This window comes from Streptomyces sp. NEAU-174, assembly GCF_052665095.1.
Genome location: NZ_JBQTCE010000023.1, coordinates 36,101 through 55,341, shown reverse-complemented (window position 1 = coordinate 55,341; position 19,241 = coordinate 36,101). Strand labels below are relative to the sequence as shown.

General features: G+C 73.0%; 16 protein-coding genes. 6 read left to right on the top strand and 10 right to left on the bottom strand.

Annotated elements, in window-relative coordinates:
* Nucleotides 1-143: 143 nt before the first annotated feature.
* The 3 genes from ACT2CW_RS43840 (at nucleotide 144) to ACT2CW_RS43830 (ending at nucleotide 2,569) form a co-directional block, all read left to right on the top strand.
* Nucleotides 144-1,001 carry a 3-hydroxybutyryl-CoA dehydrogenase gene (locus tag ACT2CW_RS43840; RefSeq protein WP_182469730.1) on the top strand — a complete coding sequence of 286 codons (858 nt, stop codon included), beginning with the start codon at nucleotides 144-146 and terminating at the stop codon, nucleotides 999-1,001.
* 108 nt (nucleotides 1,002-1,109) lie between these two features.
* A complete protein-coding gene (locus tag ACT2CW_RS43835) occupies nucleotides 1,110-1,661 on the top strand; it encodes a cysteine hydrolase family protein (RefSeq protein WP_182469731.1) in 552 nt (183 codons plus the stop codon).
* The gene (locus ACT2CW_RS43830; protein WP_445520643.1) at nucleotides 1,658-2,569 is read left to right on the top strand and encodes a GlxA family transcriptional regulator; all 912 of its coding nucleotides are present in this window, start codon (nucleotides 1,658-1,660) and stop codon (nucleotides 2,567-2,569) included. The genes ACT2CW_RS43835 and ACT2CW_RS43830 overlap by 4 nt, the downstream gene beginning before the upstream one ends.
* A 45-nt stretch (nucleotides 2,570-2,614) precedes the next feature.
* Here the strand turns inward: ACT2CW_RS43830 and ACT2CW_RS43825 are convergent, their stop codons facing one another.
* Complete coding sequence (locus tag ACT2CW_RS43825) at nucleotides 2,615-3,382, bottom strand: MgtC/SapB family protein (protein WP_164433122.1); 768 nt, start codon at nucleotides 3,380-3,382, stop codon at nucleotides 2,615-2,617.
* A 279-nt stretch (nucleotides 3,383-3,661) separates the two neighbouring features.
* Between ACT2CW_RS43825 and ACT2CW_RS43820 the strand changes: the two genes are divergently transcribed.
* Complete coding sequence (locus ACT2CW_RS43820; protein ID WP_138916656.1) at nucleotides 3,662-3,919, top strand: hypothetical protein; 258 nt, start codon at nucleotides 3,662-3,664, stop codon at nucleotides 3,917-3,919.
* A 22-nt stretch (nucleotides 3,920-3,941) separates the two neighbouring features.
* Here the strand turns inward: ACT2CW_RS43820 and ACT2CW_RS43815 are convergent, their stop codons facing one another.
* The 3 genes from ACT2CW_RS43815 to ACT2CW_RS43805 form a co-directional block, all read right to left on the bottom strand.
* Nucleotides 3,942-4,472 (bottom strand): NUDIX hydrolase, encoded by a 531-nt coding sequence (locus ACT2CW_RS43815; protein ID WP_037961561.1) that lies wholly within the window; start codon nucleotides 4,470-4,472, stop codon nucleotides 3,942-3,944.
* An 80-nt stretch (nucleotides 4,473-4,552) separates the two neighbouring features.
* On the bottom strand, nucleotides 4,553-5,890 hold the full coding sequence (locus ACT2CW_RS43810; RefSeq protein WP_138916657.1) for a transcriptional regulator: 1,338 nt from the start codon (nucleotides 5,888-5,890) through the stop codon (nucleotides 4,553-4,555).
* A gap of 325 nt (nucleotides 5,891-6,215) precedes the next feature.
* Complete coding sequence (locus ACT2CW_RS43805) at nucleotides 6,216-7,433, bottom strand: PP2C family protein-serine/threonine phosphatase (protein WP_445520642.1); 1,218 nt, start codon at nucleotides 7,431-7,433, stop codon at nucleotides 6,216-6,218.
* Nucleotides 7,434-7,749: 316 nt separating this feature from the next.
* On the opposite strand from ACT2CW_RS43805, the gene ACT2CW_RS43800 reads away from it, so the two are divergent.
* Together ACT2CW_RS43800 and ACT2CW_RS43795 are read left to right on the top strand one after the other, a co-directional pair.
* The gene (locus tag ACT2CW_RS43800; RefSeq protein ID WP_445520641.1) at nucleotides 7,750-11,358 is read left to right on the top strand and encodes an nSTAND1 domain-containing NTPase; all 3,609 of its coding nucleotides are present in this window, start codon (nucleotides 7,750-7,752) and stop codon (nucleotides 11,356-11,358) included.
* Nucleotides 11,359-11,365: 7 nt separating this feature from the next.
* Nucleotides 11,366-11,722 (top strand): CU044_2847 family protein, encoded by a 357-nt coding sequence (locus ACT2CW_RS43795; protein ID WP_445520640.1) that lies wholly within the window; start codon nucleotides 11,366-11,368, stop codon nucleotides 11,720-11,722.
* 96 nt (nucleotides 11,723-11,818) lie between these two features.
* On the opposite strand, the gene pheT is transcribed toward ACT2CW_RS43795, so the two are convergent.
* The 6 genes from pheT to rpmI all read right to left on the bottom strand — a co-directional run bounded on the left by pheT (nucleotide 11,819) and on the right by rpmI (nucleotide 19,194).
* A complete protein-coding gene (gene pheT / locus ACT2CW_RS43790; RefSeq protein ID WP_445520639.1) occupies nucleotides 11,819-14,347 on the bottom strand; it encodes a phenylalanine--tRNA ligase subunit beta in 2,529 nt (842 codons plus the stop codon).
* Nucleotides 14,347-15,468, bottom strand: coding sequence for a phenylalanine--tRNA ligase subunit alpha (gene pheS, locus ACT2CW_RS43785; protein ID WP_138916662.1), 1,122 nt, complete (start codon nucleotides 15,466-15,468; stop codon nucleotides 14,347-14,349). The genes pheT and pheS overlap by 1 nt, the downstream gene beginning before the upstream one ends.
* A 222-nt stretch (nucleotides 15,469-15,690) precedes the next feature.
* On the bottom strand, nucleotides 15,691-16,926 hold the full coding sequence (locus tag ACT2CW_RS43780; RefSeq protein WP_445520638.1) for an ATP-binding protein: 1,236 nt from the start codon (nucleotides 16,924-16,926) through the stop codon (nucleotides 15,691-15,693).
* A gap of 42 nt (nucleotides 16,927-16,968) precedes the next feature.
* On the bottom strand, nucleotides 16,969-17,802 hold the full coding sequence (locus ACT2CW_RS43775) for a TrmH family RNA methyltransferase (protein WP_432047637.1): 834 nt from the start codon (nucleotides 17,800-17,802) through the stop codon (nucleotides 16,969-16,971).
* Between the two features lie 700 nt (nucleotides 17,803-18,502).
* Entirely contained in the window at nucleotides 18,503-18,886 is a 384-nt protein-coding gene (gene rplT, locus ACT2CW_RS43770) for a 50S ribosomal protein L20 (RefSeq protein ID WP_009713826.1), read from the bottom strand.
* A 113-nt stretch (nucleotides 18,887-18,999) separates the two neighbouring features.
* Nucleotides 19,000-19,194, bottom strand: coding sequence for a 50S ribosomal protein L35 (rpmI, locus tag ACT2CW_RS43765; protein WP_020867203.1), 195 nt, complete (start codon nucleotides 19,192-19,194; stop codon nucleotides 19,000-19,002).
* Nucleotides 19,195-19,241 lie beyond the last annotated feature (47 nt).

Here is a 19,241-nt window from a genome sequence, read left to right as displayed (position 1 = left end):
GGGGTGCGCCCCTTTTGGGGGGGGGGGGGGGGGGGGGGTCCCCCCCCCCCCCCCCCCCCCGCCCCCTACCGATAACCGGAGGGTAACGTCTGGGGCGACAGGGGGACGACACAACGGACGGTTGGACCAGCGAAAGGCACGATGTGACCGACATCGAACGCGTCGGAGTGGTGGGCTGTGGCCAGATGGGTGCGGGCATCGCGGAGGTGTGCGCCCGATCCGGCCTGGAGGTCATGGTCGCGGAGACCACGGGCGAGGCCCTGGAGATAGGGCGTACCCGGCTGACCAACTCACTCGGGAAGGCCGCCGAGCGCGGCAAGATCACCGAGGAGCAGCGCGACGCGACGCTGGACCGGCTGAGCTTCACCACCGATCTGGGGGAATTCGCCGACCGCGATCTGGTGATCGAGGCGGTCGTCGAGAGCGAGCAGATCAAGACCGAGATCTTCCAGGTCCTCGACCAGGTGGTGACCCGCCCGGACGCGATCCTCGCCTCCAACACCTCCTCCATCCCGCTGGTCAAGCTGGCCGTCGCCACCTCCCGCCCGGACCAGGTGATCGGCATCCACTTCTTCAACCCGGCGCCGGTGCAGGCGCTGGTGGAGCTGATCCCGGCGCTCACCACCGGTGACGAGACCATCAAGCGCTCCGAGGCACTGGTCGCCGACATCCTGGGCAAGCACGCCATCCGCGCCCAGGACCGCGCGGGGTTCGTGGTCAACGCGCTGCTCATCCCGTATCTGCTGTCCGCCATCCGGATGTTCGAGTCCGGGATCGCCAGCCGCGAGGACATCGACAACGGCATGGAGCTGGGCTGCGCCCATCCGATGGGCCCGCTGAAGCTGTCCGATCTGATCGGCCTGGACACCATCGCGGCGATCGCGGACTCGATGTACGAGGAGTACAAGGAGCCGCTGTACGCCGCTCCCCCGCTGCTGCTGCGGATGGTGGACGCGGGCCGGATGGGACGCAAGACGGGCTCGGGCTTCTACTCGTACTGATCGGGCACACGGCTCGTTCCCGATGACGGCGCCGCTGACCGGATCGTTCCGCCACCGGCCCCGATCGTGCCTGGCCGAGGGCGTTCTTCCCTGGTCAGACTGGGGACCATGAAGCGAGCGCTGATCGTCATCGATGTCCAGGAATCCTTCCGCGCCCTCCCGTCCTGGGAGCGGATCGCCAATCCGAGGATCGCCGATCCGGTCAACCGGCTGGTCCGCCTCGCCCGCGCCGAGGGGGACCAGGTGATCTGGGTGCTGCACACCGAACCCGGCAGCGGGGGCGCGTTCGACCCGGAGCAGGGGCGGATCCGGCTTCTGGAGGAGCTGGAGCCGCCGGTTCCGGGCGAGCCGGTCCTCCACAAGACCGCCCACAACGCCTTCACCACCACCCGGCTCCAGCGGCTGCTGACCGAGGCGGGCGTGGGCGAGCTGGTGGTCTGCGGGATCCGCACCGAGCAGTGCGTGGAGACCACCGCCCGGGTCGGCAGCGATCTGGGGTACGGGGTCGTGTTCGTCACCGACGCCACCACGACCCATCCGCTCGGCGCGTTGAGCGCCGAGGCGATCGTGGAGCGTACGGAGGCGGTGCTGCGCGACCGGTTCGCCCGGATCGCCACGGTGGCCGAGCTGGAGGCGGAGCCGGGAGCCTCCGCGGCATGAGCCGGGTGGTGTTCGTGCTGGTGCCCGGGGTCCATCTGCTGGACCTGGCCGGACCGGCCCAGGTCTTCGGCACGGCGGCGGATCTCGGGCTGCCCTACGAGCTCGGCTATGTGGCCGAGCGGGAGCTGGTGCCGAGCGCCCAGGGCCTGACGCTGAACGCGCGGACCGAGTGGCCCACGACGGGCCCGGACGACCTGGTCGTGGTGCCGGGCTGGCGGATCTCACCACCGCACGGCGGCCGGGCTCCCGGCCCGGAGTCGCTGGAGCGGCTGTGCGCCCACCACGCGGCCGGGGGCACGGTGGCCAGCGTATGCGCCGGGGCGCTGGCGCTGGGACGGGCGGGACTGCTGGACGGCCGCCGGTGCACCACCCACCATGAGCTCCAGGACGAGCTGGCGGCCCGGCACCCCCGGGCGACGGTGGTCCGGGACGTGCTGTTCACGACCGACGACCGGGTCGTGACCTCGGCGGGCATCGCCAGCGGTATCGATCTGGCGCTGCATCTGCTGGCCGTGCGGCACGGACCGGCGCTCGCCGCCCAGGTGGCCCGGAACATGGTCGTCTACGCCCGCCGCAACGGCGATGAACCGCAGGCCAGCGCCATGCTGCGGCACCGCGCCCACCTGGACGACGTGGTCCACCGGGTCCAGGACGTCATCGACGCGCGGTTCACCGAACCGCTGTCGCTGGCGCGGCTGGCCGTCGGGGCCGGGGTCAGCGAACGCACCCTCACCCGGCTGTTCACCCGCGCCACCGGCGGCCTCACCCCGCTGCGCTATCAGCAGACGCTGCGGCTGGAGCGCGCGGAGCATCTGATCGGCCAGGGGGCGACGGTGACGGCCGCGGCGCGGGACGTGGGGTTCGACGACGCGCGGATGCTGCGCCGCCTCCGGGCGCGGGGGCTCTGACCTCGTCGATGCGGGGTCTGATCTGACGTCGTCGATGCGAGATCGTCAGTCCGAGCCGTCGAGGTCGTGGCCCGCGTCGGCGCCTAGGACGCCGTCCAGCTCGGAGATCTCCCCGACCAGCCGCAGGACGTCCCCGGTGCCCTCGAGGGCGAGCATCACCTCGGCGACGCCCGTATCGGCGGGCCGGGCCTCCTCCTCGGCCCGGACGATCCGGGTGGTGCGGTCCCGGCCCTTCCACGGTGCCCGGTCCACCCGGACCCGCAGCACCTTGTACCCGGCGGCCGTGCACAGCTCCAGCACGCGCGGCAGCAGTCCGGCGCCCACCCGGTACGAGAGCTGCAACTCCACCCGTTCGGCCGACCAGACGGTCGGCAGCCGGCGGGTGAGCAGCGGATAGCCCCGGATCACCAGGAAGTGCGCCGCGGTGGCGGCGGTGGCCAGCAGGGCCAGACCACCGCCGCAGGCCATGCCCACCGCACAGGTCAGCCAGACGGTCGCGGCGGTGGTCAGTCCGCGGACGGCGTCCCGCCGGACGAAGATCAGGCCGCCGCCGATGAAGCCGATGCCGGAGACGACCTGCGCCGCCACCCGCGAGGGGTCGAGGCCGACGTGGTCGCGGAACAGCACATCGCTGAAGCCGTACTGGGAGACCTGCATGAACAGCGCGCTGCCCACACCCACCAGGGTGTGGGTGCGCAGCCCGGCGCTCTTCTGCTGCACCGCCCTCTCGAGCCCGATCAGGGTGGACAGCACCAGCGCGACGCCGAGCTCGGCGAACTGCCGCACTCCCTGGTCGGCGCCGAATTCCCACATCGGAGCGGCGATCAGTTGCACATCCGTCCCTTCTGTCCGACCTGTCCGGCCTGTGGATGGATCCGCTCCATCCGGTCCGCCCGCCCCTCGTGGTCTCTTCCCCCGACCGCCGTCCGCCATGAGTACCCGCCGAGTTCCCGCTGAGTACCCGCCTTTCGCACGGGGTGTGCGCCGGTGACTCACACACCATCCCCACACACGCTCCCGCACCACCTGGGCATGCGCTTGACTCGGAGCATCACCAGCGCATGGACGTTACATCCGGAAGGGGATCAACCCGTGACCACCGAGCCCGAGCAAGCCGCGTTAGCCGTGGAGCTCGCGGAACTGCGCCGGACCGTCGAAGTGGGCTTCACCCGCGTCGACGGCCGGCTCGCCCTGCTCGACCACCGTGGAGAGCAGGCTGAGGAGGACGTGAACCAACTGGGCGGGCGGCTACGGAGTCTGGAGCACGGACGCTGGCCGCTGCCCTCCATCGCCGCCCTGACCGGGGTGTCCGCCCTGGCCGTCGCGGTATGGCAGGCGGCGGGACACTAGCCAGGACGACCGGCGGCCCGGCCTAGCCGAGCCTGATGTGGTGGAGCAGCAGCAGCGCGGCCGCCATGTTGGCCGCGGGCACCTCGCCCCGCGCCACCAGATCGGGCACGAGCTTCAGCGGCACCCACTCGCGGCGGTCCGACTCGAAGTCGTCCTCCGGGTGCCCGACGTACGACGCCTCCTCGGCCCAGTAGATGTGGTGCCGTGCGTCGGTGAGCCCGTTGGACGGCTCGACGGAGAGCAGATGGCGCAGCGGGCCGGGCCGCCAGCCGGTCTCCTCCTCCATCTCCCGGGCCGCGGCGTCGGCGATGTCCTCACCGTCCTCGACGACGCCCGCGGCCAGCTCCCAGCCCCAGGCGTCGGTGATGAACCGGTGCCGCCACAGCAGCAGCACCTCGTTGGCCGCGTTCACCACGGTGGCCACGGCCACCGGGCGCAGCCGGATCAGATAGTGGTCGAGTTGACGTCCGTCGGGGAGCCGGACATCGGCGAGGTTGACCCGGAACCATCGGTTCTCGTACACGGTCCGCTCCCTGAGGTTCTTCCAGCGCACTGTCAGCCACCTTTCGTCGCACGGGAGGCCATCCTGGGCCACCCGCTGACGAGAGTGCGGACCCGCGAGCGGAACCGCGGTCACAGAGGAACGCGCAGTGCCCCGTCGATGAGTTCGGCGGCCTCGGCCGTAGCGGCGCTTCCGCTGGCCGCGAGGTGTTCCCGTACCGCCCGCAGCCGGTCGCGTAACCGCTGGGACTCCATGCCCCGCGCCCGCTCGGTCATCTCCACCGCGGTGGCGCCCGCCCGGTCCGCCTCGCCCTGGCGCAGCTCGATATGGGTGAGCATGGCGAGCCGGTGCACCCGGCCCCGGTCGTGGGCGGGGGTGCCGACCGCGGCGGTGGCGTGCTCGCGGGCGCCACCGAGGTCGCCGAGGCTCAACAGCGCCTCGGCCACCTGGACGTTCACCAGACCCGGCTGGACGTAGCCGGTCTCATCGGGCTCCTGGCCCGGTCTGATCCGGTCGGCGGCGGTCTCGGCGCGCCGGATGCAGGACAGCGCCCCGGCGCCGTCGCCGAGCCGGGCGTACGCCTTGGCCTGCATGGCGTAGAGGTCGGCGGCGAGCGCGGGGGTGATCTGGGAACCCGCGGCGCGCAGCGCCGACTCGGCGAAGGCGACCGCCTGCCGGTACTCCTTCATGAAGAGCGACTGGTTGACCAGCAGCGCTATCACATACGCGCCCAGGCCCCGGTCGCCGCTGGCCTTGGCGAGCCGCAGCGCCTGGTGGAAGTAGCGCTGGGCCAGACCGTGGGTGTTGGAGTCGTAGGCGCAGATCCCGGCGATGGCGACCAGGCCGCCGGTCGCCCGGTGCAGCTGGCGGCCGGTGTCGTCGGCGTAGGCGCCGCGCAGCAGCGGCGCCGCCTCGGAGTTGAGGAACCCCACCACCCGGGTCCGGGTCGCGACACCGCCGGCCTTGCGGTACATCTGCTCGTAGTGGGCGCGGGCGGCGCGCAGCGTCTCGATGTCGGTCATGCTCACGCGGGTCAGCCCGCGCCGGGAGACATCGGAGTCCTCGGGAGGGTTCTCCCACTCCCACACCGGAATGACGGCGGGGGTGCCGGTGACCGCCGGGGCCTCGACGACATGCGGGCGCTGCTGTTCGTCGGAGCGCCACAGCGCGGTGGCGCGCTCGACGAATCCGGAGAGCGGGGTGGCGGGGCCGCGGGCGCTGCCGGGGGTGCCGAGTCCGATGTCGTCCAGGGTGAGGGCGCGGTGCAGCCGCTCGCCCAGCACCTCGCAGATGAGGTCGGGCACCTGGCCGCGCGGCCGCTGGCCCTTCAGCCACCGGGCCACCGCGGTGTGTTCGTACCGCAGCTTCATCCCCCGGGCCCGGCCCGCCTCGTTGACATGCGCGGCCAGCCCCGCGTGGGAGACTCCGGCCTCGTCGAGCACGGAGTCGAGCAGTGTGTTGGGCTCCATCTCGCCCTCCCGAAGCGCTCGGTGGCGCCAGCGTAATGGAGGGCGATTCGCACGGGGTGTGAATCGGGCGGCGGGAGCGGGCCGTTCCAGGCCCGGTGGGACTTTCCCCTCCCCGCCCCTTCCCGATACCAGGGGCTCCGCCCCTGGACCCCCGGGTTCGGGGCGGAGCCAGCGGCGGAGCCGCATATCGATGCCGCGGGAAGGGGCGCAGCCCGGGTCTCGGGCACAGCCCCGCACGCGGCGGAGCCGCATATCGACAGGTGTCGGGAAGGGGCGGGGAGGGGAAACAGCCCGCCGCAGGCGTCACGGCCCGCCGGATGCCCCCTCACGCCCGGTGGGCGTCGGCGGCGGGGCGGGTGAGGGCCGTGGGGGTCGAGAGCGGGCAGTGGTCGTAGCGCAGGGCGAGCAGCGCCACGTCGTCGGCGAGCCGGCCGCCGGTGTGGCGCAGCAGCGCCGCGCGCACCCCCGCCACGACCGCCGCGGGGACGAGCGGTCCGGCGCCCGCGGCCTCGGACAGGGCGCGGCGCAGCGGGAAGAACGTGCCCTGGGCGTCGCGGGCGTCCTCGGCGCCGTCGGTGTGCAGCACCAGGGTGTCGCCGGTCTCCAGGGAGCCCCAGTGGGCGGTGGGGAGTTCGGCGGGGAGCGGGAAGAGGCCGAGCGGGGGCAGCACCTCGCCGGGTGCGGTCTGCCGGGCCAGGGCCGGGCCCACGGGCTGTTCGCGGAGGCGGTACGGCCAGGGGTGGCCGCAGTTGAGCGCGGTGACCTCGCCGTCCCGGTCCACCTCCAGCAGCAGGACGGTCACGAACTCCTCGTCAACATGGCGCTCCAGCGGGCACTCCCCGTCGGCGCGTCCCCGCAGATGGCGCTCCAGGGCGCGGTCGAGCCGCCGCAGCACCTCGCTGAGCCGGGGTTCCTCATGGGCGGCCTCGCGGAAGCTGCCGAGGACGGCGGCCACGGTGCCGATCGCGGGGAGGCCGTGCCCGCGCACATCGCCGATGATGACGCGGACGCCGTACGGGGTGGCCAGCGCCTCGTAGAGATCGCCGCCGACGGCGGCGCCCCGGCTGGCCGACAGATGGCCGCCCGCCAGCTCGATGCCGTTCAGCCGGGCCGGGAGCGGCCGCAGCACCACGTCCTGCGCCGCGGCGGCCACCGTCCGGAGCTCCTCCAGCTCGCGGACCAGCCGCACCTTGCGGCCCGCCGTGAGATAGCCGCCGAGGGCCACGCCGACGATGGCGCAGCAGGTGACCAGCGGGGCGTGCGGGTCCGTCACTTCGCCGTCGGGCTCCAGCGCGGTCGCGGGCACGAGGGCGAACAGCAGACCGGCGCCGCCGAGCAGCAGCACGCGTCCGCGGCGGCCGCCGCTCGCGCAGGCGATGGCGGGCGCGGCGGCGATGAGGGGGACGACCTCGGTGTGGTGCGGGGTCAGCAGCTCCCAGCAGATGACGCCGAGCACCCACAGACAGGGAACGGCGCGGGCGGCCGCCCGCAGGCTCCGTGCCCTCCGTACGAACGCGCCGCCGACTGCCGATGTCCCGATCATGTGTCGCCCCCAACGCCGGCCAATGAGGCGGTCGGCCGGGCCCCCGGACGGTCGGTCCCGCAGGGGCCGTACGACCGGCACGATTCTTGCGACAGCTTCTGCCAATTGGACCAGCCGCCTCCGCATCTCACCTGATCGGGTGACCGCGTCCCGGGCACCCACCCGAACACGCCGCCGTACCGCGGACGCGGTGTCGGCTGTCGCCAATTGGATTGCCGTACGAGGTGAGCGTGGTCACACTTGTGTCATTCATCGCTTGGGGGAGGCGGTGCGTACGCGACTGCCCCTCAGCTGTTGACCGAGTGTGGGGGGCCTCGTGAAACAGGAAACAGCCGCGCCGAGTGACGCCTCGGTGGTGAGGATTCTGGGCGCCGACGGGCGGCCCGAGGGGGCGGGGTTCCTCAGCGGATACCGTGAAGTGATCACCTGCGCCCATGTCGTGGCCAGAGCGCTGGGCATCCCGTCCGACCCGCTCGCGGAGCCACCGGCCGGGCGATTATGGGTCGACTTCCCCCTGGCGGAGGCCGGTCGGCGCATGGAGGTGCGGATCGCCTCCTGGACCCCGGTCCGGGCCGATGGATCCGGAGACGTCGCCGTCCTGCGCCTGCTCACCGATCCGCCCGCCAGGGCGACGGTGGCCCGGCTCGTTGAGGACGTGGCCGAACCGGACCGCCGCGTGCGCACCTTCGGCTTTCCCACCGCCTACGACGACGGCGCATGGAGCGTCGGCTGGCTGCGCGGTCGGACCGGCGCCGGCTGGTTGCAGTACGACACGGATTCGTCCAGCGAGCACCGCGTACAAACCGGCTTCTCGGGCGCTCCGGTCTGGGATGTGGCCGAGGGCGGCGTGGTCGGAATGGTCGTCGCCGCCGATGACAGGCCGGATGTGCGCACGGCCTATCTCATCCCGACGCAGACGCTGCGCGAGAGCTCGTCGACGCTGGGCGAAACGGCGCTGCCCGCTTGCCCGTTCCGGGCCCTGGAGCCCTTCGAGGAGCGCGACGCCCGGCTGTTCCACGGCCGGGAGGAGCCGGCCCGGCGCATCGTCGACCTGCTCGGCTACGCACCGGCGATCAGCCTGGTCGGCCCGTCCGGCTGCGGCAAGTCCTCCCTGCTGCATGCCGGGGCACTGCCGCGGCTGCGCGGCCGCCGGGACCTGGAAATCATCGCCTTCCGCCCCGGACAGCTCGGCCGGAGCCCGCTCACCGCCCTGGCCCTGGCCCTGCTTCCGCGCCTCGAACCGGACCTGACCGAGACCGCCCGCCTGACCGGGCTGCCCGGGCTGACGGATCTGGTGCGCACGGGCCAACTGCCCGCGGTCGTGGACCGGCTGCTCCAGCGTCAGGGCAAGGACCGGCTGCTCGTGGTGGCCGACCAGTTCGAGGAGGCGCTCATCGGTACCGAGCGGGCGGAGCTGGACGCGCTGGCGGCCGCGCTCGGGCACGCTCTGCACCCCGGGTCCCGGCTGCGGGTCGTCACGACCCTGCGCGCCGACTTCCTCACCCCCGCCCTCCACCACCCCGGGCTCGCCCCGCTGTTCGCGGGCGACCGGCTGTTCACCGTGGGCGCGATGTCCGACGAGGAGCTGCGCGCGGCCATCGAGCGCCCGCTGCTCCACACCGGCGTCCGCTACGAGCCGGGGCTGGTGGACCGGATCCTGGCCGATCTCGGCAGCGATCCGGGCCGGCTGCCCCTGCTGGAGTTCACCCTCACCAAGCTGTGGGAGCGCCAACGGCGGGGCGTCATGGGACACGCCGCGTACGAGTCCCTGGGCCGCGTCAACGACGCGCTGGTGACCCATGCGGAACAGATCTGGACCGGCGCCCTCACCGAGGAGGAGCACCGGGCCGCCCGCACGCTGCTCGTCCAGCTCGCCCACCCCGGCGACGGCCGGGTCGAGCCCACCCGCCGCACCCTGACCCGCTCCGAACTGCCGCCCGAGCAGTGGCGGATCGCCCAGCGGCTGATGACCACGCGCCTGGTCGTGCCCGGCGAGGAGTACCGCCCCGGCGACGGGCCGCCCGAGGAGACCGTGGAACTGGCCCATGAGACGCTGCTGACGCACTGGAGCCGACTGCGCGCCTTCTTCGAGGCCGACCGCGGCTTCCGGGTGTGGCAGGAGGATCTGCGCCGACGCATCGCCGCGTGGGCCGCCGACAAGCGGTCCCGGGGCCGGCTGCTGCGAGGGGCGGATCTGCGGGACGCCCGGGAGTGGCACGCGCGACGCCAGGACGAGCTGCTTCCCGCGGAGAAGGAATACATCGAGGCGAGCGTCCGCGGCGCCCAGCGCCGCCGTACCGTGATCGTCGCCCTCGTCGTCGTGCTCGCCCTCATCGGGGGCGTTCTGGGGCTGGCGGTCCGGTCCTGGCAACAGGACGTCACCACGGACTCGGCCACCCGGGCGTCCCGGGTCCTGCTCCAGCAGTCGCGCGACGCCGAGACCGGCTCCACCGACACCGGGGCCGCGTACACGGCACTGCTGCTGGCCGTGCGCGCCTACCGCACGCAGGACACCGAGCAGACCCGGGCGCGCCTCGGTGAGATGTACGGGCGGTACGGCTTCGCCGACCTGCTCGCCCCTCGGTACACGTCGGTGAACGCACTCCTCACGGACATGACGGGCCCCCTGCCGAGCTCGTCCCTCATCGATTCCGAGGGGCAGGTGATCGCCTCGCGGAACGCCGCCGGCGAGGTGGTCGTGCTGGAACGCACCGGCAGTGGGGTACGGCGCCGACTGCCCGCCGGCCACGACGCGGACGTCACGGCGGTCAGCCCGGACGGCTCCCTGGTGGCCATGGCCAAGGCGCCGCTCTCGTTCGAATCCGGTGGCGGGCAGCCGACTTCGCCGAAGGACCCGCGCGGGTTGCCGGTGCACCTGTATACCGTGCGTACCGGAGAGGACCGGACGCTGGAGCGCCCCGAGAAGGGTGATCCGATTCCGGACCTGTCGCGGAAGATACCGGGATTCCCCGACCTGAAGTTCCCCGAGCTGGAACTCCCCGACATCCCCGGCTTCACGGTGCCGACGACGTACGCGCGGCTCGCCTTCTCCCCCGACGGCTCGGTGCTGCTGGGCCAGACCGGCCTCCTCGGTGAAGACGGCCGACTCGTGCTCTGGGACACCACCACCGGCCGGATCGAGAAGACCATGCCCGGCCTGCCGGAGGCGGTCACCGCGCTGTGGCTGGACGACGGCGGAAAACGCCTGATCACGCTGAACGAGACGATGGGAGCGTCTTTGGAGTCGACCCTCTCGGTGAAGCGGTGGGACCTGAGCGGGTCGTCACCGCGCGGGCACCAACTCTTCGCCTTCAAGCGCTCGGCCAAGAACTCGGTGGTGGTGGACGTGAGCCCGGACCTCACCCGGGCGGCCGTCACGGAAACCCGTATCGGCGATCTGAAGGTCGACCACCGGCTGTCCGTCTACCAACTGCCGGGCGGACGGCTGCTCCGCCAGAAGCGCTCCTCCCAGCAGGAGACGGTGACCGGGGTCACCATCTCCACCGGCGGCTCACGGATCCTGGTCTACGGAGGAAGCCCCAACGCCTCCGTCCCGTCCTCCGCGTCCTCCGTGTCCGGCGTGTCCGGCGGCTCCGCGGACGACGGCTTCCTCACCAGAGTGGACAGCCGATGGCAGATCGATCTGCTCGGCACGGGCGACGCCCCGTCGGCGGTCCTGTCGGAGCGCGGCCTGGTCGCCGTCGTCGGCCCCGGCAAGGGCGATCCGCTGCGCCGACTGCCCGGACCCACCACCAGTTCCGGCCGCCCCACCGCGACACCGGCCAAGCGCCCGTCGGCTCCCGAGGCCAGCCGGTGGATGGCCCATCTGTGCGACATCCTCGGCGACGAGACGCTGCCGCCGGCCGTCGGCGAGAAGCTGCCCCCCGGTGCGTACCGGGGAGCGCTGTGCACGAGGAAGGGGTAGGGAACGCATGGCCGAGACACAGCTCATCCGGGTGCCGCTGAACGGTTCCGAGGACTCGGGCGGCGCGGAAGCGGTGGTGGTGGAGGTCGAGCACACCGCCTCCGGCATCGTGCGCGCCGCCCGGCCGGGCGAGGTCGCGGGAACTGCCGCACGCACGCTGGGCGAGAGCTTCGACCAGGTCCGGGCCGCCGCCGCGACCCTCCTGGACCGGCTGACCACGCTCCCCAGCCCGCCGAGCACGGTCGAAGTCGAACTCGGCGTGAAGATCAACGCCGAGGCCGGAGCGGTGATCGCCAAAACGGCGGCCGAGGGGAACTTCACGGTCAGACTGGTCTGGCAGCGGGACGACGGCCACGGTCCGTGACGGTCACCGTGGAAGCCAAAACGGCGATGGGGCGCGCCCCGATGCGGGACGCGCCCCATCGCCGTGTTCACGGCGAGCGGCGGGAGCCGGTCGCCGTCAGGCTCCGCGCAGGGTGGCGCCCGTGCGGTCGGCGGCCGCCGACACCGCGGCGTCGCGGGACGCGGCGATCTCCTCGGCGGTCAGCGTGCGGTCCGGGGCGCGGAAGCGCAGCGCGTAGGCCAGCGACTTCCTGCCCTCGCCGAGCTGCTCACCGGTGAAGACGTCGAACAGGCGGAGGGATTCGAGCAGTTCCCCCGCGCCCTCGCGCAGCGCCTTCTCGACCTCGGCCGCGGGCACGGACGCGTCCACGACCAGCGCGACGTCCTGGGTGGCCACCGGGAACGTGGAGACGTGGGGCGCCTCCACGCGGCCGGCACCGGCCTGCTCGAGACGGTCGAGCTCGATCTCCATCGCGCAGGTGCGCTCGGGCAGCCCCAGGGCCTTGGTGACCCGGGGGTGGAGCTCACCGGCGTTGCCGACGAGGATCTCCTGGCCGTCGACGACGGCCAGGAGCGCGGCGCAGCGGCCCGGGTGCCAGGGGTCCTGCTGGTCCTGGCGGACGATCAGCTCGACGCCCGCCTCGCGGGCCACGACCCGGCCCGCCTCGACGGCGTCGGCCCAGCTCACCGGGGTGCCCTTGCCCCACCAGCCGGCCTGCTCGCGGTCGCCCGCGAGGACGACGGCGGCGCGGCGCGGCTGGTGCGGCAGCGCCGCGTTCAGCCCGGCGATCTGCTCGTCGGTGGGACGGCGGTCGACGGGCAGGACGGCCGCGGGCGGCTCGTCACCGGTGGCGCGGAAGACCAGACCCGTCTCGAAGAGCGCCAGGTCGTGCTCGCCGCGGCCGGCGTTGCGGCGCAGCGCGCCGAGCAGCCCGGGCAGCAGCGTCGTACGGAGCGCGGGCTCGGTGTCCGACAGCGGGTTGACCAGGCGGACCAGATCGCGCCGCGGGTCGTCGGCGGCCAGCCCGAACTGGTCGAGGACCTCCTCGCCGAGGAACGGGTAGTTCAGCGCCTCGACGTAGCCGGCCCCGGCCAGCGCCCGGCCGACCCTGCGGTGCAGCCGCTGACGCTCGGTCAGCCCGCGCCCGGCGGGGGGCCGGGGCAGGGTCGAGGGGAGGTTCTCGTAGCCCTCGAGCCGGATGACCTCCTCGGCCAGGTCGTTGGGGTCGGTGAGGTCCGGCCGCCAGCTGGGGACGGTGACGGTGAGGTCGTCGGCGCCGTAGACGTCGCAGCCGATCTGCTGGAAGCGCCGCACCACGGTCTCGCGGCCGTAGGCCACGCCCGCGACCTTGTCCGGGTGGTCGGCGGGCAGGGTGATGGTGTGCGGGGCCCTGGGCGCGATGATCTCGGTGACGCCCACCTCGGCGGTGCCGCCCGCGAGCAGCACCAGCAGATCGACGGTGCGCTGCGCCGCCGCCGAGGTGGCCTCGGGGTCGACACCGCGCTCGAACCGCTTGGACGCCTCGGAGGACAGCTTGTGGCGGCGGGCGGTGCGGGCGACCGGGACCGGGGCGAAGTGGGCGGCCTCGATGACCACCTCGGTGGTGCCCGCCACCTGGCCGGACGCGGGGTCGGCGGCGCTGTCCGCGATCTCGGTGTTGGCGCCGCCCATGACTCCGGCGAGGCCGATGGGCCCGCTCTCGTCGGTGATGACGAGGTCCTCGGCGTCCAGGACGCGCTTGGTGCCGTCGAGGGTGGTGAGCTTCTCGCCGGGCTGCGCGCGGCGCACCCCGATCGCCCCGGTGATCCGGGAGCGGTCGTAGGCGTGCAGCGGCTGGCCGATCTCCAGCATCACGTAGTTGGTGACGTCGACGGCGAGCGAGACGGGGCGCATGCCCGCCTTCTGGAGCCGGCGCTGGAGCCAGATCGGGGAGCGCGCCTCGAGGTCGAGCCCGGTGACGGTGCGGGCGGTGAAGCGGTCGCAGCCGACCGGGTCGGCGACCTTGACCGGGTACCCGTGGCTGTTGGGCGCGGGCACGTCCAGCAGGGCCGGGTCGCGCAGCGGCAGCTCGTAGGCGATGGCGGTCTCGCGGGCGATGCCGCGCATCGACAGGCAGTAGCTGCGGTCGGGGGTGACCGCGATGTCGAGGACCTCGTCGACGAGCTGGAGCAGCTCGATGGCGTCGGTGCCGACCTCGTACTCCGGCGGCAGCACGATGATGCCGTGCCCGCCGTCGTCGCCCATGCCCAGCTCGTCGCTGGAGCAGATCATGCCGTGCGAGACCTTGCCGTAGGTCTTGCGCGCGGAGATCGCGAAGCCGCCGGGCAGCTCGGCGCCGGGCAGCACGACCACGACCTTGTCGCCGACCGAGAAGTTCCGGGCGCCACAGACGATCTCCTGCGGCTCACCCGTCCCGTTGGCCTGCCCGACGTCCACGGTGCAGAAGCGGATCGGCTTCTTGAAGCCCTCCAGCTCCTCGATGGTCAGCACCTGCCCGACGACCAGGGGGCCCTTGAGCCCCGCGCCGAGCTGCTCGACCGTCTCGACCTCGAGCCCGGCGGCGACGAGTTTGGCCTGTACGTCACGGCCGGTCTCACCGGCGGGCAGGTCGACGTACTCCCGCAGCCAAGAAAGCGGGACCCGCATCAGATCTCCATCCCGAAGGGCCTGGTGAAGCGCACATCACCCTCGACCATGTCTCGCATGTCTTCCACGTTGTGCCGGAACATCAGCATCCGCTCGATGCCGAAGCCGAAGGCGAAGCCGCTGTACCGGTCCGGGTCGAGACCGCAGGCGATGAGCACCCGCGGGTTGACCATTCCGCAGCCGCCCAGCTCGATCCAGCCCTCGCTGGAGCAGGTGCGGCAGGGCCGGTCCGGGTTGCCCACGGACGCGCCGCGGCACACGTAGCACAGCATGTCCATCTCGGCGGACGGCTCGGTGAACGGGAAGAAGTTCGGCCGCAGCCGGGTGGTCATGCCCTCGCCGAAGAGCGCCCGCACCATGTGGTCGAGCGTGCCCTTGAGGTCGGCCATGGTCAGGCCCTCGTCGATGGCCAGCAGCTCGACCTGGCTGAAGACGGGGGTGTGGGTGGCGTCCAGCTCATCGGTGCGGAAGGTGCGGCCCGGGCAGATCACATAGATCGGCGGCTTACGGTCGATCATCGACCGGATCTGCACCGGCGAGGTGTGGGTGCGCAGCACCACACCGGAGGTCTCGCCCTCCTTCGCGCCCTGGACGAAGAACGTGTCCTGCATCTCGCGGGCCGGGTGGTCCGGCGGGAAGTTGAGCGCGTCGAAGTTGAACCACTCGGCCTCGACCTCCGGGCCCTCGGCGACCTCGTAGCCCATCGCCACGAAGACGTCCTCGATGCGCTCGGAGAGCGTGGTGATCGGGTGGCGGGCGCCGGCCGGGGTGCGGTCGTACGGCAGGGTGACGTCCACCGCCTCCTCGACCAGCACCCGGGCGTCACGCTCCGCCTCCAGCTCCTCCTGCCGGGCCTTCAGCGCCTGGTTCACCTGGCCGCGGGCCTGGCCGACGCGCTTGCCCGCGTCCGCCTTGGCGTGCGGCGGCAGGGCGCCGATCTCGCGGTTGGCGAGCGCCAGCGGAGAGCGGTCGCCGGTGTGGGCGACCTTCACCTCGCGCAGCGCCTCGAGGTCCCCGGCGGCGGTGATGGCGGCGAGCGCCTCGTCCCGCCTGCGGGCGATCTCTTCCGGTTTCAGTGCCTCGACCTCGACAGGGTCGTACGACTTATTGGGTGCCGACATCTCTTCCCGTGCTTCCGTTTGTCCCCCAGCTACCGCTGGGAGGTGCCCCCCGGCTGCGCGACCCCGGCTCGACTGGCTGCGACCGCTGCGCCCCGTGCAGGGGACGCCAAAGGTGCCAAAGCCCGAGTCTAAGGGGCGCGGCAGGGGTGCTGTTCCGGGGGACGCCGCGCGACGGCCGCCGCGCTCGGGGTCCGCCCCTTGCCGAAGGAGCCCGCGGGTGGATCAGGCCAGATAGGCCGGGGTGCCCACGGGCAGGGTAAATCGGAACTCCGCGCCGCCACCGCGGGCCCGGTCGACGGTGATCGTGCCGCCGTGGGCCTCGACGATGCCCTTGACGATGTAGAGCCCCAGGCCGGTGCCGCCGCGCTTGCTGCCCCGCCAGAAGCGGGTGAAGACTCGGCTCATCGACTCCTCCGGGATACCGGGGCCCTCGTCGCTCACGGTGACGGCGGTCCTTTCGACAGTGGGGCCTTCAGCGGGGCCTTCCGCGACCGGCCTGGCCGGTGCGGGCGCTATATCAATGGTGACCGTTCCCTCGCCGTGGCGCACCGCGTTTTCCAGCAGGTTGCCCAACACCTGATCGATCTTGTCCGGATCGGCCCACAGCCTGGGCAGCGGCCCCCTGACCCTGATCAGGAACCGCTCGGCGGTGTGCCCGGCCGCGGTGAGCGCCTGCACATGGCGGCGGACGGCGGCGGCGAGATCCACCGGCTGGCGGCGCACCTCCAGCCGGCCGGAGTCGATCCGGGAGATGTCCAGCAGCTCGGCGATCAGCCGGGTGACCCGGTTGGCGTCGGCGTCGACGGTCTCCAGCATCAGCCGCTTCTGGTCGTCGGTGAACCGCTCCCACTTGGCCAGCAGCGTGGCCGTGAACCCCTTCACGGACGTCAGCGGCGAGCGCAGCTCATGGGCGACGGTCGCGATCAGCTCGGCGTGGCTGCGCTCGGTGCGGCGGCGGGCCTCGGTGCCGCGCAGACAGACCACCACCCGGCGCACCGGCCCGGTCGGCCGCTCGCGCACATAGCGCGCCGAGACCAGCACCTCGCGGCCGCCCGGCAGCAGCAGGTTCCGCTCGGGCTGCCCCGCCCGGATGGCCAGCCCGCCATAGGGATCGGTCAGCGCCCACCAGCGCCGGCCGTCCAGGTCCTCTAACGGCAGGGCCACCTCGAGCCGACGGCCGATCGCGTCCGCGGGGTCGGTGGCGGTGATCCGGGCCGCCGCCGCGTTGAAGCACGTGACCAGGCCGGTCTCGTCGGCCACGACCAGGCCGTCGGGCAGCTCGTCGGGGTGCGGCCCGAACGCGTCCGGCGCGCCGCCGGTGTCTCCCGCAGTGGACGGGCGGTCCTGCCCCTCGCCCTGCTTCCCGTCTCGCTCCCCGCCGGGCGGCTCCGCTCCGGGCGCATGGGCCTCGGCCGCACGGGCCTCGGCCGCCCTGGCGCCGGAGGTCCTGACGTCCATCCCCACCCCCTCTCGGGTCCCCTCCCAGAGGGGGCAACCCTACTAGGTCGATGTGACGGAGCGGCACCCTGCGGGAGCGCGCTGCGCACGAGCGGAGGCATAGAGGCACACGGCGGCGGCCGTGGCGAGGTTGAGGCTCTCGGCCCTGCCGTGAATCGGAACGCGCACCACCTCGTCCGCGAGTGCGCGGGTAGCCTCCGGCAGGCCCCATGCCTCATTGCCGAAGATCCAGGCGGTGGGGGCGCCCAGCAGCCCGTCGTCCAGCTCGGAGTCCAGGTCCCGCTCCCCCGCCCCGTCCGCGGCCAGCACCCGCGCCCCGGCCTCCCGCAGCCCGCTCACCGCGCGCTCGACGGGCACGCCGATGGCGACGGGGAGGTGGAAGAGGGAGCCGACGGAGGCGCGTACGGCCTTGGGGTTGTACGGATCCACGGAGGCGTCCGTCAGTACGACCGCGTCCGCCCCGGCGGCGTCGGCGCACCGCAGCACGGTGCCGGCGTTGCCGGGGTCGCGGACGTGGGCGAGCACGGCGACGAGCTTCGGCCGGGCGGCCAGGATCTCCTCGAACGGCGAGTCCAGGAAGCGGCACAGCCCGACGATGCCCTGCGGGGTGACCGTGTCGGACATCTCCGCGACGACGTCGTCGGTCGCGGAGAACACGGGGATGTCCGCGGCGCGGGCGGCGTCCAGGATCTCCTGGTGCCGCTCGGCGGCCTCGGGGGTGGCGTACACCTCCACGAGATGCGCGACGGCCTCCCGTACGGCCTGCGGCCCCTCGACGATGAACCGCCGCTCCTTGCCGCGGAAGCTGCGCTTGGCGAGCCGCCGGGCGGCGGTGACGCGCGGCGATCGCAGGGACGTCAATTCGGGGGTCGCCATGGGGTTGGGTGCGCTTTCTCGTGTGGTGTGTTGGTCGCGCGTACCGGTCACCGGTCAACGTGCCCGGCTGCGCCGCCGCGAGCCTCGTAGGGACAGCGGCGTGCCCGGCTGCGCGCATCGCCTCGCGGGGGCAGATCCCCCACCCCGCCCCTTCCCGAAACCGGGGCAAGCCCCCGGGCCCCGGAGGGACAGCGGGGGCGCCCGACCTCGGCCGAGGCAGCGGCGTGGTCGGCCGCGGGCATCGCCTCGCGGGGGCGGATTCCCCACCCCGCCCCTTCCCGAAACCGGGGGCAAGCCCCCGGGCCCCCGGGAGGGGCAGCGGCGTGGCCAGCTGCGGCCAGCCGCCCGCAGGGCAGAACGCACCCTGTTGTGGGCAATCGTCCCGCGGAGGGGGCACCTCCCAGCGGTAGCTGGGGGAGGGACGGGTGGGCACAACCCGGCCACCGGGCCGCACCCGGCGACGAGACCCCCAGGGGGCAGCAGGCGCACCCGCACCGCGGAACCGGAGAGCACAACCCCGCGCCGGGGCGCGCCCGGAGACGCAGCCCCCAGGGGGCGCAGCCCCGCCGCCGGGGCGCGCCCGGGAGCGCAGCCCGGCCGCCGGTGCCCCCGGGGACGAGACCCCGGGGGCACCGGCATGCGTGGACCCGCAGGTGATGCGTTCACCTGCGGGTCCACTCGGCAATGCTCAGCGCAGCGCTTACGCGGCCTTCGGCGCGTTCACATCACTCGGCAGCGCCTTCTGCGCAGCCTCCACCAGCGCCGCGAACGCGTTCGCGTCGTTGACCGCGAGGTCCGCCAGGATCTTGCGGTCGACCTCGATGTTCGCGGCCTTCAGACCCTGGATGAAGCGGTTGTACGTCATGCCATTGGCGCGGGCAGCGGCGTTGATGCGCTGGATCCACAGCTGACGGAAGTCGCCCTTGCGCTTCTTGCGGTCGTTGTAGTTGTAGACCAGAGAGTGGGTGACCTGCTCCTTGGCCTTGCGGTACAGGCGGGAGCGCTGGCCCCGGTAGCCGCTGGCCTGCTCGAGGATCGCCCGGCGCTTCTTGTGGGCGTTGACTGCCCGCTTGACGCGTGCCACTTGTTTAACTCCTTGTACGGGGCCGCGGGTGACTCACACGGCCCGGAAACGAATAGGTCCCGGTGGGTCCCGGTCTGGCGCTCGCCTCGCCCCGCCGAAGCGGGGCAGCGGCGTCACTTGCCGAGAAGCTTCTTGATCTTCTTGGCGTCGGCAGGGGCCATCTCGACCTTTCCGGCCAGGCGGCGCGTCAGCGTGGACGGCTTGTGCTCGAGAAGGTGGCGGCGACCGGCGCGCTGGCGCACCACCTTGCCGGAGCCGGTGAGCTTGAAGCGCTTGCTGGCACCGCTGTGCGTCTTGTTCTTCGGCATGTCGCCGTACTCTCCTCGTCAGGGCGCTGTCCGGGCGGCCGCGGCGC

Excerpts from the sequence above, each read along its gene's own strand:
- ACT2CW_RS43835 (WP_182469731.1), top strand. The coding sequence starts at position 1,110 with ATGAAGCGAGCGCTGATCGTCATCGATGTCCAGGAATCCTTCCGCGCC.
- ACT2CW_RS43830 (WP_445520643.1), top strand. The coding sequence starts at position 1,658 with ATGAGCCGGGTGGTGTTCGTGCTGGTGCCCGGGGTCCATCTGCTGGAC.
- ACT2CW_RS43825 (WP_164433122.1), bottom strand. The coding sequence starts at position 3,382 with ATGTGGGAATTCGGCGCCGACCAGGGAGTGCGGCAGTTCGCCGAGCTC.
- ACT2CW_RS43810 (WP_138916657.1), bottom strand. The coding sequence starts at position 5,890 with ATGGAGCCCAACACACTGCTCGACTCCGTGCTCGACGAGGCCGGAGTC.
- ACT2CW_RS43805 (WP_445520642.1), bottom strand. The coding sequence starts at position 7,433 with ATGATCGGGACATCGGCAGTCGGCGGCGCGTTCGTACGGAGGGCACGG.
- ACT2CW_RS43795 (WP_445520640.1), top strand. The coding sequence starts at position 11,366 with ATGGCCGAGACACAGCTCATCCGGGTGCCGCTGAACGGTTCCGAGGAC.
- pheT (WP_445520639.1), bottom strand. The coding sequence starts at position 14,347 with ATGCGGGTCCCGCTTTCTTGGCTGCGGGAGTACGTCGACCTGCCCGCC.
- pheS (WP_138916662.1), bottom strand. The coding sequence starts at position 15,468 with ATGTCGGCACCCAATAAGTCGTACGACCCTGTCGAGGTCGAGGCACTG.
- ACT2CW_RS43780 (WP_445520638.1), bottom strand. The coding sequence starts at position 16,926 with ATGGACGTCAGGACCTCCGGCGCCAGGGCGGCCGAGGCCCGTGCGGCC.
- ACT2CW_RS43775 (WP_432047637.1), bottom strand. The coding sequence starts at position 17,802 with ATGGCGACCCCCGAATTGACGTCCCTGCGATCGCCGCGCGTCACCGCC.
- rpmI (WP_020867203.1), bottom strand. The coding sequence starts at position 19,194 with ATGCCGAAGAACAAGACGCACAGCGGTGCCAGCAAGCGCTTCAAGCTC.